Source organism: Methylobacterium sp. P5_C11, assembly GCF_054049775.1.
This window is the reverse complement of record NZ_JBFULS010000005.1, coordinates 87774-104365: the sequence shown is the minus strand read 5'-3', so window position 1 is coordinate 104365 and position 16592 is coordinate 87774. Positions and strand designations below refer to the sequence as shown.

Below are 16592 nucleotides of genomic sequence, written 5' to 3'. Positions count from 1 at the left end.
CGCGCGGTCACCATAACGGCGCCGAGAAGCGCCCCTGCGGCGCGGCACGACACCGGGACCGGCGATGGCGCTGAAGGACACTTTGCTGCGCGTCTTCACGTGGTGGAACGGCCAGACCGTCTCCCTGGCGATGCAGACGGCGCGTACCGGGATCTTCGTCGGCGAGGACGAATTCGGGAACAAGTACTACAAGGCTGAGGGCGCGCTGATCGATCGGTCGGTCGGCTCGGAGCGGCGGTGGGTGGTCTATAATGGCTATGCCGACGCCTCGAAGGTACCGCCGGGCTGGCGCGGCTGGCTCTGCCACAACGTCGACCTCGCTCCGAGCCAGGAGACGTATCAGCCGCGTGCGTGGCAGAAGCCGCATGTCGAGAACCAGACCGGTACGGCGAACGCCTACCGGCCGCAGGGCTCGCAGCTGTCCTGGGGCTCCCGTCCGGCTGCGACGGGCGACTACGTCTCTTGGACCCCGGGCGAGTAGACCGGACCCAGGGCGCGGGGAGAAGCCACCCCGCGGCCGCCCGGCGCCCTTTTGCCGCCACCGTTCCGGTGTTCATGGCCGGCCAATCCCGACCGTCCGCCGCGCATCTGACGGCGCGGCCGGCCACCCTCGTCTAGGGGTCCGAGCCTTGAGCCGCATCACAGCCCTCGTACGCCGCGCGCTCGCCCCGAGCCTGGCGCTCGCTCTCTGCGTCGGTCCCGCCGCCGCCGACAAGATCAAGAACCCGACTGCGGTGTTCTCCGGCCTCGACAAGATCACCGGCCGAATCGTGTCGTTCGAGGTGGCGGTCGACGAGACCGTGCAGTTCGGCGCCCTGCAGCTCACGCCGCGGGTTTGCTACACGCGGCCGCCCACAGAGAGCGCCAAGACCACGGCGTTCCTTGAGGTCGACGAGGTGACCCTCGACAACAAGTACCGCCGGATCTTCACCGGATGGATGTTCGCGTCGAGCCCAGGCCTGCACGCGATCGAGCACCCGATCTACGACGTGTGGCTGGTCGACTGCAAAGGCGGCAGCGACGTGATCGCCGAGGCCAAGGAGCAGGAGGACGTTCCGGCCGTCGCGGCCAAGCCCGAGAAGGCCAAGCGTCCGGGCAAGGATGCGACCAAGACCGCGCAGCAGATCAACGCGGCCGGCCAGGTGGACGTGGAGGCGCCGCGCGGCGTACCGGTCCAGCCGCGGCAGAAGCCGTCGCGCAAGTTCTTCCCATCGAACGAAGGCCCGGCGCCTGCTCCGCCGCCGCCGCAGCAGCCCCAGAACTTGTTCGACGCGCTGTTCCGCTAGGATAGCGCCCGAGCGGGCTGCGCGACTCCGGTGGCCGCGACCCACGGCGTGGGGGACGTAGCGGCCACCGGACGCACGTGCGCTTCAAGCGACGTTGACGCGCCGCCCCCGGTTCCAGGCGAGGAACGGCACGCCGGAGAGCAATCCGGCCAGGGCCGCGCGGTTCTGATGGCATCCGTTGACCGACACCCGGGGCAGGGCCTGGAGATGTCCGGCATGCTCCGCGAACAGGTGCCCGGGCCGTGTGGTGACCGCGGTCGCGAAGCCCATGTCCCGCGCGAAGGCGAATTCCCGCGGACCTGCCGAAGTCGGGTCGCCGACCGGGTAGGAGAGGTGCCGCACGGGGCGACCGAGCTCCGCCTCGATCCGGGCGCGCCCGTCGGCGATCTCCCGGGCAGCGGTGGCAGCGTCGTGTTTCGCCAGCATGGGATGGCTGACCGTGTGGGCGCCGATCGTGACGGCCGGGTCGGAGGCGAGGTCGCGCAGTTCCGCCCAGGACAGGCACAGTTCCGAGGCAACCCGGCCGGGTTCAAAGCCGGCTTGCCGACAGAGCGCCGCAATCTGGTCGAGGAGGTCGCCTTCGCCGCCGCCGCGCAGGTCGCGGTAGAGCGCCTCGAAGGCGAGCGCCTTCTCCTGCGGGCTGCGCGCCGGCAGGTCGAGGCTTCGAGCACCGATGCCGATCCGCACCCGATCCAGGCGCGCGATGGCCCGTTCCAGCTCGATCCACCAGAGCCGACCGGCCTGATCGGCGAAGCCGCTGGTGACGAAGAGCGTCCACGGTGCGCCGTACCGGGCCAGGACGGGGCGCGCGTGCACGACGTTGTCCCGGTAGCCGTCATCGAAGGTCAGGACGGCGAAGGGCGGCCCGTAATCGGGCTCGGCCAGGCGCTCCGGCACGGCGTCCAGGCCGACGATCTCGAAGCCGCGGGCGTCGAGTTCGCGCAGGGTCAGGTCGAGGAACTCGGGCGTGATGCCGAGCAGGCGGTTCGGCGCGAAGGCCGGCACCGGCTCGGGGCTGACATGGTGGAAGGTGAGGATCACGCCCAGGCCGCGGGCCGCGGGGCTCAGCCAGCGATCGGCACCGACGGCCTGGATGGCGCGGAACCCGGACGCGAAAACCCGTTGCTTGGCACGCGACGACAGCATGTCCCTGAACCGTTCGGGCCGCAGGACCCGTGCCCGGGCAGGATTGCGGCGGCTCGGTAAACAAAGTCGAAAGCATCCGCGCCGGGGGCGACGACCGGCAACGGAGTGTTAGCCACGGCCGCTCTTTGCGTGATCCTCTTGCTCCGCGATCGCCACTTCAACGGTTGAGGACACGGGCTGTTCAGTCCCCAGCGCCAGGGTGTGAGCTGCGTGGGATCGCAGACGGTCCCCGGGAGATCGGAACATGGCGGTCGGCGTCCAGCTAGCGGGAAGGGACATGGTCGGCTCGCGAACCGCAGAGGGGCTCGTCGCGGAGATCGCCTCCGACCTCGCGCAGGCCGAGGCGCTCTGGCGCCGTCTGGAGACCGACCCCGCCAGCCTCAGCACCCCGTACCAGCGATTCGACTGGGTGAGCGCGTACCTGCACGCGACGCAGCAGGCCGGGAACGCGCGCATCGCGATCCTGCGGGACGTGGATGGGCGGGCGCGCATCCTCATACCGCTCACGGTGCAGCGGGAATCCGGTCTCCGTGTCGCGCGGACGGTCGGCGATACGCACGCGAACTACCACATGCCGCTCTTCGCCACCCGCGATGCCGCGGCGATCCCCCACGGCGAGATCGTCGCGGCGCTGATCCGGGCAGGGCGCGCGGCCGGTATCGATGCCTACGCGCTCATGCATCAGCCGCGGATGTGGGAGGGAGCGGCAAACCCCCTCGCCGTGGGAGGTGAGCCCGAGGCCAGCGACGCCTACGGCCTCATGCTCGGACCGGACCCGGACGCGACCGTACAGAGGGTCTTCAGCGCCGATGCCCGCAAGAAGCTGCGCTCGAAAGAGAAGCGACTCGTGCAGGGGCACGGCGCCATCCGCTACCGCATGGCCGAGACCCCCGAGGAGGCCGCGCGTCTGCTGGCGGCGTTCTACGCGCAGAAATCGGTCCGCTTCGCCGGGATGGGAATCTCCGATCCCTATGCCGACCCTGCGATCCGAAGCTTCCTCACGACGGCTTCGAGCGGTGCCGCTCCAACACTGGAGATTCACGCCCTCTGCCTGACCGAGAGCGGCCGCGTTCTGGCGACCTTCGGCGGCGCAGTGAGCGACCGGCGTTTCAGCGGCATGATGACCGCGTTCGATGCCGATCCAGAGATCGCCCGGTTCAGCCCGGGCGACCTGCTGCTGCAGCATCTGGTCCGCGATCAGACGGCGCGGGGCCGCCAGGGTTTCGATCTCGGAGTCGGCGAGGCCCGCTACAAGGCCAGCATCTGCGACGAGACGATCGGGCTTGTGGAAACGATCGTTCCGGTGACTCTACGGGGGCGGACCTACGGGACCCTGCGGAGGAGCCTGACGCGCGCGAAGCGGCGCATCAAGCGCGATCCGCGCCTCTATGCCGTCCTCAAGCGGCTGCGGTCGTTCCGCAAGCCGTGACGGGCGGTTTCCGCGCGCCGGGACCGCGTCTGCGACGCGTCGCCTAAGCGGCGTTCAGGCGAAGCTCGGCGCGCGGATCCGCGACATCCGCGCCCGCCGGACGGTCCTGGGCCACCAGGATCTGACCGGCACCGGCGTCCTCCGCGAGGGCGTAGAGATCGGCCAGAGCCGGATCTTCGGCATCCGCATTGGATGCGATCACGACGCTGTCCATGAAGCCGGCGACGAGTTCGAGCAGGTCGACGGCGCCGGGTGCGGCGTAGAGCCGGCAGACCACCCAGTCATAGGCTTCCGCCATGGCTTCGAAGGTGAGCGCCAGGGCATCCTCCTCGTCGAACAGGACCGTCGATGCCGCCAGTCCGGCCTCGATCCGATGCAGGCCGGTGCTGCCCCGGGCATCAATCACGTCGAGGAAGGCGGCCTCGCCGGCGACCAGGTCGGAGAAGCCGAGCCGGGCGGACCCGTCGCCCGGTACGTTCAGGTCCACGGCGACGAGGCTTCCCTCGCGACCCAGGGTTCGGGTGAGCGCCTCGGGAAGCGCCGCCGCCCCGCGCTGATCCTCGGTCTCGACGATCAGGATCCGCCGGCCGGTCTGCCCCCCCGGGGCGCGGGGCGCACCGGCGATGCGCGCGACGAGCGGGGCCAGGTCGAAGCCCTCGGCGAAGGTGCCGGAGTGTGCGGGGAACGGCGCCGGTGCGGCAGCCGCGACCGCGTCGGCAGGCCCAGTCCAGCGCACCGACGGCATCGCCTCCGGAAACGCGAAGGCCGGCCGGTCAAGGACCGGTTCGCGGCGATGGTGATCGTCCGTTGGGTCGCCATCGCGCTCGGCCGCGGCGCGGCGGGGCTCGGCGAGGAGCGCGCTGGCGATGACGCCGCCGGCCGACAGCATGAGGGTCAGCAGCGTTGCGAAGGCGACGATCGGCAGCTTCTTGGGGAAGGACGGCACTTCGGGCGTCACGGCCCGGGATACGATGCGGGCGTCGGCGGGCGTGGCGGCCTCGCCATCGCGCGCCGCGGCCTCGCGGTAGCGCGACAGGTAGGATTCGAGCTGGTCGCGCTGGGCCTTGGCCTCACGCTCCAGCGCCCGGAGCTGGATCTCGCTGGCATTCCCACGCACGACCACGTCCTGCTGGCCGTCGACGGCGGCCTGCAGACTCTCGACCCTGGCGCCTGCGATCTTGGCGTCGTTCTCCATGGTGCGCACGACGCGCTCGGCCGAGGCCTTGATCTGCGCGTCGAGATCCTCGAGCTGGGCGTTGATCTCCTTGATCCGCGGATGGGCCGGCAAGAGCGTGCGCGACTCGAGGGCGAGTTGCGCGCGCACCGTGATCCGGTTCTCGACGATCCGCCGAATCACCTCATTATTGGCGACATCCGGAATCTCGTAAGCGCGCCCGTCCTTGATCAGGCCCTTGATGGCCTTCACCTTGCCGTCGAGATCGGCCCTGAGGATCCGCGCCGCGGAGAGCTGGCTCGACAATTCGCCGAGCTGCTGGGCATTCAGTGGCCGGCCGGTCGCGCCGGCACTGCCCACGAGTCCGTTCTTGGCCCGGAACGCCTCGACCTTCGCCTCAGCCTCCGCGACGCGCTTGCGCAGGCCGTCGATATTGCCCCCGAGCCATGTCGAGGCATAGCGGGCGGTGTCGACCTTATCGGCCTCCAGCGAGCCGATGTAGAGCTTCGCGATCGTATTGGCTGCCTCTGCGGCTAGCCTCGCGTCTTTCGACCGGAATTCGATGGTCAGGATACGAGACTTGCCGGCCGGATAAACCAGCAGGTGGTCGAAATAGGCATCGAGCACCCGGTCCTCTGCCGGGCGATCCAGGGGATTGGCGCCGATGCCGAGCATCATCATCAGGCGCTGCACCGGGCCGATACTGCCGGCGCCGGGATCGAATTCGGCGTTGCCCACGAGCTTGAGTCGGCGGATCGCCTCCCGGGCGAGGTCCCGCGACATGACAACCTGCACCTGGCTCGCCACAGCCTGCTCGTCGATCGGAGCGAGCTGGTCCGTGCGCTCCTGCGCGGTGCGAGCGAAGGCGGGATCGCGGCTCTCCAAGAGGATTTTCGCCTCACCGGTGTAGCGGGGGCTGACCACGTTGACGAAGACGGTCGCGCCCAGCGCGACCACCAGGGTCGGGCCGACGATCCAGCCGATCGAGCGCCGCAGGATCCGCGGCAGCTGCGCCAGGCTGAGGCCTTCCTCGGCGCGCGGCTGCGGCCCGGGCGCGGCGGAGGTCGAGCGTTGACGTATTGAGGACATGCGGACGCTCTGAACGCGGAGACAGACCGGGTGGGCATGACTGCCGTCCCGCGCCCATTAGTGGATGTTAAGGTTGCTCAAGGGTTAAAGAGCGCGCGAAGTGCTTCCGCGCGGCGGCCGGGCCGGGGGCGATCAAGTTTCATTAACCTTAACCGCCTAGATCAGGCCGCAACGGCATCAATGACGGCGATGGTGATGAACCGGCGCGCTCTGCTCCTCGCACTTGGCTCGACGATGGCACTGGGCGGCTGCCTGAGGCCGAGCTTCCGCACCGACCAGCTCGATGCCACCGGCACCGGCTCGATCGCGGCCCGCTACACGCTGGCGGCGGGCGACAAGCTGCGCGTGATCGTCTTCGGCCAGGACAATCTGTCGAACATCTACGCGGTCGACGGCGCCGGCCGCATCGCCATGCCGCTGATCGGGACCGTGCAGGTCGGCGGCCAGACCACGGCTCAGGCCGCCAAGGCGGTCGAGGCCAAGCTCGCCTCCGGCTTCGTGCGCGAACCCCACGTAACCGTGGAGGTCGACGCCTACCGGCCCTTCTACATTCTCGGCGAGGTGACCACCTCGGGTCAGTATCCATTCGTGAACGGGATGACCGTCGAGACGGCGGTGGCGATCGCTGCGGGCTTCGGCCCCCGGGCGGCGCGGGACTATGCCGTCCTCACCCGCGATGCGGGCGGATCGCTCGTCTCGGGCATCGTGCCGATGACCTACGCGGTCCGTCCCGGCGACACGATCGTGGTCAAAGAACGCTTCTTCTGAGCGATCTCGCAGCCGCTCACTGAGCGCCCTGCCACGGGTTGATCACCCGCATGGCCGTCTTCTCCGTCGGGATCGGTGTCGCGATCTCGGGCACCGGTTTCGCGGCGCGCGCCACCATGCGGCGCGCTTCCTGCGCGGGCAGGGCGCCTACCGGGGTGAAGAGACCGGCCAGCACCTTGCGGGTGCCCCGGCTAACGTAGTGCGAATTCTGGACCGGCTCGAAATCCCGGATCGCGTGGCGCTTGTCGGGATTTCCGGTGAAGACCCGGGCGCCGGTATTCAGCACCACGATATCGCCGGGACGCAGCGTCTCGTCCTTGAGGAGCGCCGCCGTCGCGCCGGCCTTCATGTCGATGGGCGTCTGGCGCTCGCTGATATCGCGTTCCTTGACGCGGATCTTCAACGGCAGCGCGGCGTAGCGGGTCTGGAAGCGCCGGCGGGCGGCGCCGAGCCGAGGGGTCGCGCGTCGTCGGCCGAAGACGGAGGCCGCGACGGGCGCGGCCTGCGTCGGTGCCGGCTGAGCCTGTGGCGCCGGCCGGACACCGAACAGCATCTCGAGAAAACCCACCTCGGCCGCCTGAGCCTGGAACGCGGTGCCCGCGAGAAGGCCGCCGAAGACCGTGACGGCCAGCAATCTGCGCACGCGAAGCCTCATGGCATCCTCCGGAAGCGACGCCCGCTACGAGCGTCCATCCCTCAACCGCAAGGCGTACTGGAGGGTTCCGGACGCGCGACGGCCTGTGGGGCGAGAACGCCAGTTTCCGTGGCGGTGTGATAATCGGCGAGTCGATGGGTTGAGGTGGGCCGGGATCGGCGCACGCTCACGGTCGTGTGGCGAACCTCAGCCCGGAGCCGATTGCTCGCCCTCACCGATGCAATCGAGAGCCCGTTCCACGGCGCTTACGGCATCCAAGAGATGCTGAACCGTGCGCTCGACTTCGAGCGCGGGGCGTCCCATCGCGGCGGCGCGGGCGCTGACATCCTCGAGCTGCTCCAGCAGGGCGAGGAGATCGCCGGCTACGGCCACGACCTCGCAGCGGGCGAGGCGCGTGACGGTCGAGCGGGGACGGAAGGGCACGACATTGCTCATTGCGGAGGGTTTTCGCCCGAAACGGCTTGGTTTCGCCAGGGGGGAGGGACCGCACTCAACACGATTGGCCGCCCGTATCCGCCGGAAACGGGGGGTGTGGTGGATTTTCCGTGGCCGCTGCGCATCGGAGGCGGCAGAACGGATTTACACGTTGCGCGCGACCTTGACGGACGCGCCTCCGCCCTGACCATGCCGCGAGACCTCACGTTTCGGGCTTAGTCCGGTCGATGCCGGGTCGAGGCTCGGCCTTGCTACGCTTCAGGATTCACGATGCGCTTGATCCTTCTCGCCCTCTCCGCGCTGGCCATCGGCGGCCTGTGCGCCTGCTCCACCAGCGAGGGGCCGGACTCCCGCAGCGGACTCAGCGAGAGCTTCAACCTCGACAATTATCGGGCCTCCAGCAACACCAACGGCACCCAGACCCGTCGGGACGTGAACCGCGCCTACACCCAGCCGACGCTGCCGACGATCGGCAACCGCGGGATGTGAGGGCGAAAGCCGGCGCGGGTCAGCGCTTGGCGAGCGCATCCGCGAAGGCGGCGATCCGGTTGCGGGCGTAGACCGGCAGGCCGGCGCTGATGGAGTTGCCGGTGTTGAAGCTGGAATTGCCCATCAGCACCTGCGCGGGCAGCAGGTTCTTCAGGACCGGCACGCGGGCATACTCGGCCTTCCGGTCGAGGACGTCTCCCTTGATGGCGAGCGCCATGTAGGTGCTGACCACCGTCTTGGTGGGATCGTTCGGCATCGGCTGGAACACGGCCAGGAACTTGCCGAACCGGAGGATCTGGTTGACCCAGAAGATCGTCTGCTCGAGGCCGCCGGTGACCGACGTATCGATCTTGGTGAGTGCCTGAAGCGGCGCGCCCTGGTCCGGACCGAGCACGCGCAACTCGCTCTGGAACGACACGAACTCGGCGATCTTCTTGGCCGAGCCGTCTTCCAGCTTGTTGGCGAGCTTCACGCCGAGCGGCAGCTTGCCCTCGAGGTCGTAGCGCGACTCGATGCAGGCCCCAGCACCCTCGCACCAGGGGCGGTCCGGACGCTTGGCGAAGGCGGCGGCCGGATCCTTGTTGGGTGTCACTTCGGCGGCCGCGATGGCGCGGTGCTTGATCGCCGGATCCATCTTCTGGACGAAGGCGAGGTTGGCGAAGGCCTGGAGGTCGATCGCCTCGGGCGGCCGCGGGACCACGAAGCGCCCCTCGGCCACGTAGACCTTGAGGGTCTCGTGCCGGGGCTTGGTCACGCCGTTCACCGTGACCGTGTAGTCCGGCTCCTTGTAGCCAGGGTAGGGAGCAAGCGCCGCGGCCTCGGCCGGGCGCGCCTTCAGCCAGTCGAGATAGGGGATCAGCCCGTTCTCCGGCACCGACGGGTTGTCGCGATGGTCCGTGAACAGGATCTGCCCCGGCTTGATCGTCGACGGATCGACGGCCCCGACCGAGGGCACCTCCTTGATCCGCTCGGATCCCGGTGCCGGCGCGGTGTTGGCGGCGGGCGTCTGGGCGCGGACCGGGAGCGCCGGAAGGGCGACCGTGAGGGCGGCCGCGAGGGCGGCAGGGAGCTGCGTTCGCAACGGGACTCTCATCCTTGGAGTAGGGCGGTCAGTAACCGGGGTCTTCGCCGAACAGGTAGTCCGGATCGCGGCGCCGCGGCCGGCGCGCCTCGTCGTCCCCGCCGAACGGCGAGCGGGCCGTCTGGCCAGGCCAAGGCCTGTAGGGATCCCTGTACGGGTCTTGGGCGGGGGGATCCACGTCGCCCTGTGCACGGCGGCTGCGCGGCGACGGTCGCTCGCCGAACGGATCCAGAAGATCGCCCCGCGACCGTTCGCCGGTCATGTTGCCGTAGTAGTCGCCCGCCACGTTGGCGCCGTCCTCGGCACCGGCGAGATCGCCATCCTCGGCGTCGGGCCGCATGGCGTAGAGCGTCTCGCGCGGCACCAAGCGGTATTGCGTGTCGGCCATCCTCCCGTCGCCGCTCGTGCGGAAATGCTCGAGATAGCCGCCACCCGCGACCCGCACGCCGCTGCGTGGATCGATCGGCAGGTCCGCGATGAACGGGCGCGTCTCGGGGGAGGGGCCTCGCAGCGGCGTCTTGGCGATGCCGTTGGCCCAGGCCGCCTGCAGGATGGCCGAGGCGATCGGCACCGAGACATGGCCGCCGGTCTGCCCGCGGCCGAGGGTCTTGCGGCTTCCGTCGGCATTGTCGTAGCCGACCCAGACCACCACCGAGACCTCGTTGGTGAGGCCGGCGAACCAGGCGTCGTTCTCGTTTTCCGAGGTGCCGGTCTTGCCGGCCACGTAGGCCGAGACCTTCGACAGCGCCGCCGCCGTGCCGTGCTGGGTCACGCCCTGCAGCATCGTCTTGAGCTGGTAGAAGGACACTCGGTCGGCGGAGGCGAGCCGCACCGGCTCCTTGGCTGCGTGCGTGTAGAGCGCCTTCCCGTCCCGCTCGACGGATTCCAGGGCGTAGGGTGCCGGACGGGCGCCCTCGTTGGCCACCGACGCGTAGAAGCCCGCGAGGTCGAGCATCCGAACTGGCTGGGCGCCCAGCACGAAGGGGTAATAGGGCTCGCACTCGGCGTAGATCTGCGCCTCCAGGGCGATGTCGCAGACCCGCTTCAGGCTGGCCGGCGCCTTGGGGGCGATTCCGCCCTGGAGCAGGCGCGCGGTGACGAGGTTCTTGGAGAATTCCAGGCCGCGCCGCAGGGTGGTCGGACCCGAGCCGCCCCCTTCGTAATTCTTCGGCGACCAGGAATCGCCCGACCCGCCGATCGGCGGCAGGGTGACGGCGGAATCCATCACCAGCGTGTTCGGCTGCAGGCCGGCATTGAGCGCGGCGAGATAGGTCAGCGGCTTCAGGGTCGAGCCCGGCTGGCGCACCGTCTGGGTGACCCGGTTCAGCTGGCTTAACGGGTACGAGAAGCCGCCGGACATCGCGAGGATCCGGCCGGTCTGGTTCTCGATCACGACGGCGGCACCCTGAACGGTGGGCCGGACGCGGATCTGCGCGCGCGGGCTGCCCTTGCCGGCGGTCAGCTTCACGCGGACAACGTCGTAGAGTTGCAGCCGGCCGCGGGCGATGCCGGGATCAAGGCTGGCGATCCGGCCGTCGGACAGGCCGACCTTCAGACCGCCGCGGCCGGTCTCGATGACAACCGCCATCGGCCAGCGGACATCGTAGAGAACCGGGCGGGCGCTCTCCAGCGCCAGCAGCCAGGCCGGCTTCTTCTGGGGCGCGGCCACCGCCTTCTCGGCGCGGCGCGCCTTCGGGTCGGGCCGGCCGGCATCGGTGTGCGCGCCGGTCACGCCCGGCGCCGCCTGGGGCGAGCCCTCGGGCGCCGGACTGGCGGCCTGGATCCGGCGGACGCTGTCGGCGAGGTTGAGTTCCGGCCCGGTGAAGGTCTGTCGCCCGGTGGCGCGCTCGTAGTTGGCGAGCCCGTCCTGGAGCGCCTCCTCAACGGCGCGCTGCAATCCGGCATTGATCGTCGACCGGACGGTCAGCGAGCCGGATGTCAGCGAATCGACGCCCGCGAAGGTGCGCGCCTCCCGGCTGAGGAAATCCACCACGTAGAAGCCCGAATCCCGCCGGGCGGTCTCGATCGGCTTGAGCCCGAGATCGGCCTTGATGGCCGCGTTCATCTCGGCCTCGGTGATCGTTCCCTCCTCCTTGAGACGGGCGAGCACGTAGGCGCGCCGCTCCCGCGCCCGATCGGGGTACTTGTCGGGACTGTAAAAGTTCGGCCCCTTGGGCATGCCGGCGAGTAGCGCCGCCTCCGGCAGGGTAAGCTGCCCGACCGGCTTCCCGAAATAGCTCTGCGCCGCCATCTCGATCCCGTAGGCACCGCGGCCGAGATAGATGCCGTTGAGGTAGAGCCCGAGGATCTGCGGCTTGGTGAGGATCCGCTCCAGGCGCGAGGCCACGATCATCTCGCGGATCTTGCGCTCGTAGGTGACGTCGTCGCCCACCGAGAGGTTCTTGACGACCTGCTGGGTGATGGTCGAGCCGCCGGCCGGCCGCCCCGGGGAGGCGAGGTTGCCGATGAAGGCGCGGATCACCCCGCGCTCGTCGATGCCGTGATGGCTCTCGAAGCGCTTATCCTCGGCGGCGATGAACGCCTTCTGCACGAGGGTCGGAACCGTCGTGATCGGCACCACGATGCGGCGGCCGTTCGGCTCGGAGGCTTCGGCGAAGGGCTTGCCGGCGCCGTCGAGGATCCGGGTCATGCCCGGCAGCGTCTTGTCGCGCAGGGCCTCCGCGCTCGGCAGATCCTTGGTGGCGTTGTCGTAGAACTCGATCACCGCCCTGGCGTCGAAGGGCGAGTTCGCCGGATTCTCGCCCTTACAGAACTGCTTGTAGCTCGTGTTCAGCTCGTTCAGGTCGAGCCCGTGCAGGATCTTCGGCGCCGCCGGCCCTGCGACCGTCGAGGGGTCCTCCATGGCGGTGGTGATGAGCTCGTCGAGGTTGATGTCCTCGATGTCGAACGCCTTGCGCATGTGGGCGCAGCCGTCCCGCAACAGCCGGATCACCTCGGGTCCGTCGGTCGCAGGATCGAACTGCGTCCGGACCGCGTCCGGCCGGGTCGTGACCTGGCTCAGGGTCAGGGCGGTCGCGAACAGCTTGATCAGGATGGCGTTCATACGGGCCAGGTTCGTGGACGCGACGGGGCGYGCGCGGGCCTTCCGGGCACGCGCACGGACAGGGCGTGCACAACGCGGCTGATTTAAGGACGCCGCGCACGGCAACGCTTTGACCGCGTCCCACGTTCGTGAGGCGCGACGCGGCCGGGGCAGCGATGATCAACGACCTTTGGTACAAGAACGCCGTCATCTACTGCCTGTCGGTGGGCACCTTCATGGATGCCAACGGCGACGGCATCGGTGACTTCGCCGGGCTCGAGCGTCGGCTCGACTACATCCAGGGGCTGGGTGCCACAGCGATCTGGCTGATGCCGTTCCAGCCCTCGCCCAAGAAGGACGGCGGCTACGACATCGCCGACTATTATGGCGTCGATCCGGATTACGGCTCGCTGGGCGATTTCGTCGCCTTCACCCACGCGGCCAAGCAGCGGGGGTTGCGCGTCCTGATCGACCTCGTGGTCAACCACACCTCGGATCAGCATCCGTGGTTCCAGTCGGCCCGGTCCGACCCGGATTCGCCCCATCGCGACTGGTACGTCTGGTCGAAGGAACGGCCGGCCACCGCCGATGAGGGCATGGTCTTCCCCGGCGTGCAGAAATCCACCTGGACCTACGATACGCAGGCGAAGGCCTGGTACTTCCACCGCTTCTTCAACTTCCAGCCGGATCTCAACACCGCCAATCCCGAGGTTCTGGCCGAGATCCTGAAGATCATGGGCTTCTGGATCCAGCTCGGCGTCTCCGGCTTCCGCATGGACGCTGTTCCGTTCGTCATCGCCGAGAAGGGGGCCGATGTCGGCGGCAAGCCGCGCGAGCAGTTCGAGATGCTGCGCGACCTGCGCGAGTTCCTGCAATGGCGCCAGGGCGACGCCATCATCCTGGCCGAAGCCAACATCCTGCCGAACCAGGACCTCGACTATTTCGGCGACGATGCCGACCGCATGCACATGATGTTCAACTTCCAGGTCAATCAGGCGACCTTCTACGCCCTGGCGGCCCATGACGCGCGGCCGCTGGTCAAGGCGATCGAGCGGACGAAGCCGCGCCCGCTTTCCTGTCAGTGGGGCATCTTCCTGCGGAATCACGACGAACTGGATCTGGGACGCCTGACGGGAAAGCAGCGACAGGCCGTCTTCGAGGCGTTCGGCCCCGAGAAGGGCATGGAGCTCTACGACCGCGGCATCCGCCGCCGCTTCGCGCCGATGCTGGCCGGCGACCCCCGCCGCATCCGCCTCGCCTATTCGCTGATGTTCACCCTGCCAGGGACGCCGGTGCTGCGCTACGGCGACGAGATCGGCATGGGCGACGAGCTGTCGCTGAAGGAGCGGGACTGCGCCCGCACGCCGATGCAATGGACCAGCGAGCATCAGGGCGGCTTCTCCACCGCTGCCCGCACGGTCCTGCCGGTGATCGATCACGGCCCCTACGGCTACGCCCACGTGAACGTGGCCGACCAGCGCCACGAGGAGGGCTCCCTGCTCAACTGGATGCAGAGCATCATCCGGCAGCGCAAGGAGGCGCCGGAGATCGGCTGGGGCGACGTCATCGCGATGGAGACCGGCAGTCCGTCGGTGCTGGCGCTCCGCTACGACTGGCGGGGCAACGCCGTGCTCTGTGTCCACAATCTCGCACCGGAGCCCGTCGAGGTCGCCATGGCGTCGGGCGCGGAGGATCCCGGACACGACATTCTCGTCGACCTGCTCACCGGCGCCCGCAGCAAGGTTGGCGAGGACGGCCGGCACTGCCTGTTCCTAGAGGGCTACGGGTATCACTGGTTCCGGGTCGGCGGTCTCGACGCGCTGCTGAAGCGGCGGCCGGCGTGAGGAAACCGGAGTCCGGCTCGCTCTCGGCGGTTCAAGACGATAGGACACGCCTGAGCAAGGTGTAACATGGCGCGAACGAAGCATTATCCTCCTGACGCGACGATCGCCGACATCCTGCCAGATCTCGCCGACGGCGAGGACTACCTGCGCCAAGTGCTGGTCACGATGCGGATGTGCCAGAAGCATTACGGCGACGCCTGGGTGCGGATCGGCGTGACCGGCCGATCGCCGACGCCGTCCTACCGGATCGACCGGCCGGATGAGACGGCGCGCGGCGACGGTGCCGTCGAGGCGGGCTGGACTCTGTTCGGGGCCTATGGTGGACGGTCCCATGATCGGTTCACGCAGGTCAACGCCGCGGAAACCCGCTGGAGCTCTCGGGCGCTCGGCATGGCCGACATGCTGGCGCTTCACGACGGCCTGCGCCGCCCCCGGGGCGACACGGCCTGAGTGCGCAGCGCAGGGTGCCGCCTACCCACGTTCTGCGCTAAACTCAGGCGGAGGGCGTCCGGAGCGGCGCTGCCAACATGCGGGACGACATGCCAGGTACGCCACGCGCCGGGATCATCCCGGTCACGCCCTTCCAGCAGAACTGCACCCTGATCTGGGACGACGCCACCAAGGTCGGCGCGGTGGTCGATCCCGGCGGCGACCTCGACCGGATCGAGGCGGCCATCCGCGAGCAGGGCGTCACGGTCGAGAAGATCCTGCTGACCCACGGCCATGTCGACCATGCCGCCGGCGCCGACGAGTTGCGCGAGCGCCTGGGCGTGCCGGTCGAAGGTCCGCACCGAGCCGACAAGTTCCTCCTCGATTCCCTGCCCGAGACGGCGGCGAATTACGGCCTCGGTGCCGCCCGGCCCGTGACGCCGGACCGCTGGCTCGAGGAGGGCGACGCGGTGACGGTGGGCGCCCTCGGCTTCGACATTCTGCACTGTCCCGGCCACTCCCCGGGCAGCGTCGTGTTCGTGAGCCGCGACGCGCGGTTCGCGCTCGTCGGCGACGTGGTGTTCAAGGGCTCGGTCGGACGCACCGATCTGCCCGGTGGCAACCACGACCAACTGATCCGCGCGATCAAGGAGAAGGTCCTGCCGCTTGGCGACGACATCGCCTTCATCCCGGGCCATGGTCCGACCAGCACGCTCGGCGAGGAACGCGTCTCCAACCCCTTCCTGCAGGACTGACACCATGGACAAGCGCCGAATCGGCCGCTCCGACCTCACGGTCGCGCCGTTCTGTCTCGGCGGCAACGTCTTCGGATGGACCGCCGACGAGGCAACCTCCTTCGCGATCCTCGATCGGTTCGTGGACAGTGGCTTCGACTTCATCGACACCGCCGACGTCTATTCGCGCTGGGCGCCCGGCCACGTCGGCGGAGAATCCGAAACGGTGATCGGACGCTGGCTTGCCAGCCGCCCCGGCATGCGGGAGCGGATCGTGCTGGCGACCAAGGTCGGCATGGACATGGGCGAGGCCGGAAAGGGCCTGTCCGCGGGCCATATCGAGCGGGCTTGCGAGGCGTCGCTGCGGCGTCTCGGGACCGACCGGATCGACCTGTACCAGTCGCATCTCGACGATTCCGAGGTACCCCTGGAGGAGACTCTCCGGGCTCACGAGCGCCTGATCGCTGCCGGCAAGGTGCGCACCATCGGCGCCTCCAACTACACCGCCGCGCGGCTCACGGAGGCGCTTCGGACCGCAGCCGCCGCGGGCCTGCCGCGGTACGAATGCCTCCAGCCGGATTACAGCCTCGCCGAGCGGGGTTACGAGGCTGAGCTGGAACCCCTCTGCCGGGCCGAGCAGATCGGGGTGATCGGCTACTTCTCCCTCGCGGCCGGATTCCTCACCGGCAAATACCGCTCGGCCGGGGATGCTGCGGGTCGCGCCCGCGAGAATCGCGTCGCCAAGTACCTCAATCCGCGCGGTCTCGCGCTGCTGGACGTACTGGATTCGATCGCTCAGGCGCAGGGCGCGAATCCCGCGCAGGTGGCGCTCGCCTGGATCATCGCCCGTCCCGGCATCACCGCACCTATCGCGAGCGCGACCTCGGTGGCGCAGCTCGACGAGCTGCTCGGCGCCGTCCGCCTGACCCTTCCGCGGGACGCGGTCGCCCGTCTCGATGAGGCGAGCGCCGGCGGGCTCGAAGGCTAACG

Annotated in this window: 15 protein-coding genes; 9 read left to right on the top strand and 6 right to left on the bottom strand. The window is 69.2% G+C overall.

Translation table 11 applies throughout. The features are described from left to right. The first annotated feature begins 64 nt into the window (after window positions 1-64). Together ACXJKQ_RS04985 and ACXJKQ_RS04980 are read left to right on the top strand one after the other, a co-directional pair. A complete protein-coding gene (locus ACXJKQ_RS04985; RefSeq protein WP_457104658.1) occupies window positions 65-481 on the top strand; it encodes an NADH:ubiquinone oxidoreductase subunit NDUFA12 in 417 nt (138 codons plus the stop codon). Between the two features lie 148 nt (window positions 482-629). After that, window positions 630-1286 carry a DUF2155 domain-containing protein gene (locus ACXJKQ_RS04980; RefSeq protein WP_457104657.1) on the top strand — a complete coding sequence of 219 codons (657 nt, stop codon included), beginning with the start codon at window positions 630-632 and terminating at the stop codon, window positions 1284-1286. A gap of 84 nt (window positions 1287-1370) precedes the next feature. Here ACXJKQ_RS04980 and ACXJKQ_RS04975 read toward each other — a convergent pair whose 3' ends face one another. Next, a complete protein-coding gene (locus ACXJKQ_RS04975) occupies window positions 1371-2432 on the bottom strand; it encodes a polysaccharide deacetylase family protein (RefSeq protein ID WP_457104656.1) in 1062 nt (353 codons plus the stop codon). Between the two features lie 244 nt (window positions 2433-2676). On the opposite strand from ACXJKQ_RS04975, the gene ACXJKQ_RS04970 reads away from it, so the two are divergent. Continuing rightward, window positions 2677-3861: a GNAT family N-acetyltransferase gene (locus ACXJKQ_RS04970; protein WP_457104655.1), complete on the top strand. Its 1185-nt coding sequence runs from the start codon at window positions 2677-2679 to the stop codon at window positions 3859-3861. A 43-nt stretch (window positions 3862-3904) separates the two neighbouring features. Here the strand turns inward: ACXJKQ_RS04970 and ACXJKQ_RS04965 are convergent, their stop codons facing one another. Continuing rightward, the gene (locus ACXJKQ_RS04965) at window positions 3905-6124 is read right to left on the bottom strand and encodes a GumC family protein (RefSeq protein ID WP_457104654.1); all 2220 of its coding nucleotides are present in this window, start codon (window positions 6122-6124) and stop codon (window positions 3905-3907) included. Window positions 6125-6313: 189 nt separating this feature from the next. Between ACXJKQ_RS04965 and ACXJKQ_RS04960 the strand changes: the two genes are divergently transcribed. After that, complete coding sequence (locus ACXJKQ_RS04960) at window positions 6314-6892, top strand: polysaccharide biosynthesis/export family protein (protein WP_457104653.1); 579 nt, start codon at window positions 6314-6316, stop codon at window positions 6890-6892. A gap of 16 nt (window positions 6893-6908) precedes the next feature. On the opposite strand, the gene ACXJKQ_RS04955 is transcribed toward ACXJKQ_RS04960, so the two are convergent. Continuing rightward, window positions 6909-7547, bottom strand: coding sequence for a hypothetical protein (locus ACXJKQ_RS04955; RefSeq protein WP_457104652.1), 639 nt, complete (start codon window positions 7545-7547; stop codon window positions 6909-6911). Window positions 7548-7733: 186 nt separating this feature from the next. Next, entirely contained in the window at window positions 7734-7982 is a 249-nt protein-coding gene (locus ACXJKQ_RS04950) for a hypothetical protein (RefSeq protein WP_457104651.1), read from the bottom strand. A 270-nt stretch (window positions 7983-8252) separates the two neighbouring features. On the opposite strand from ACXJKQ_RS04950, the gene ACXJKQ_RS04945 reads away from it, so the two are divergent. After that, the gene (locus ACXJKQ_RS04945; protein ID WP_457104650.1) at window positions 8253-8471 is read left to right on the top strand and encodes a hypothetical protein; all 219 of its coding nucleotides are present in this window, start codon (window positions 8253-8255) and stop codon (window positions 8469-8471) included. 19 nt (window positions 8472-8490) lie between these two features. On the opposite strand, the gene ACXJKQ_RS04940 is transcribed toward ACXJKQ_RS04945, so the two are convergent. After that, window positions 8491-9552 (bottom strand): hypothetical protein, encoded by a 1062-nt coding sequence (locus ACXJKQ_RS04940; protein WP_457104649.1) that lies wholly within the window; start codon window positions 9550-9552, stop codon window positions 8491-8493. A gap of 28 nt (window positions 9553-9580) precedes the next feature. Continuing rightward, complete coding sequence (locus tag ACXJKQ_RS04935) at window positions 9581-12616, bottom strand: penicillin-binding protein 1A (protein ID WP_457104648.1); 3036 nt, start codon at window positions 12614-12616, stop codon at window positions 9581-9583. A gap of 155 nt (window positions 12617-12771) precedes the next feature. On the opposite strand from ACXJKQ_RS04935, the gene ACXJKQ_RS04930 reads away from it, so the two are divergent. The 4 genes from ACXJKQ_RS04930 to ACXJKQ_RS04915 all read left to right on the top strand — a co-directional run bounded on the left by ACXJKQ_RS04930 (window position 12772) and on the right by ACXJKQ_RS04915 (window position 16590). Further along, entirely contained in the window at window positions 12772-14439 is a 1668-nt protein-coding gene (locus tag ACXJKQ_RS04930) for an alpha-amylase family protein (protein WP_457104647.1), read from the top strand. A 66-nt stretch (window positions 14440-14505) separates the two neighbouring features. After that, the gene (locus tag ACXJKQ_RS04925) at window positions 14506-14889 is read left to right on the top strand and encodes a hypothetical protein (RefSeq protein ID WP_457104646.1); all 384 of its coding nucleotides are present in this window, start codon (window positions 14506-14508) and stop codon (window positions 14887-14889) included. An 89-nt stretch (window positions 14890-14978) separates the two neighbouring features. After that, window positions 14979-15623: an MBL fold metallo-hydrolase gene (locus ACXJKQ_RS04920; protein WP_457104645.1), complete on the top strand. Its 645-nt coding sequence runs from the start codon at window positions 14979-14981 to the stop codon at window positions 15621-15623. Window positions 15624-15627: 4 nt separating this feature from the next. Next, complete coding sequence (locus tag ACXJKQ_RS04915) at window positions 15628-16590, top strand: aldo/keto reductase (protein ID WP_457104644.1); 963 nt, start codon at window positions 15628-15630, stop codon at window positions 16588-16590. Window positions 16591-16592 lie beyond the last annotated feature (2 nt).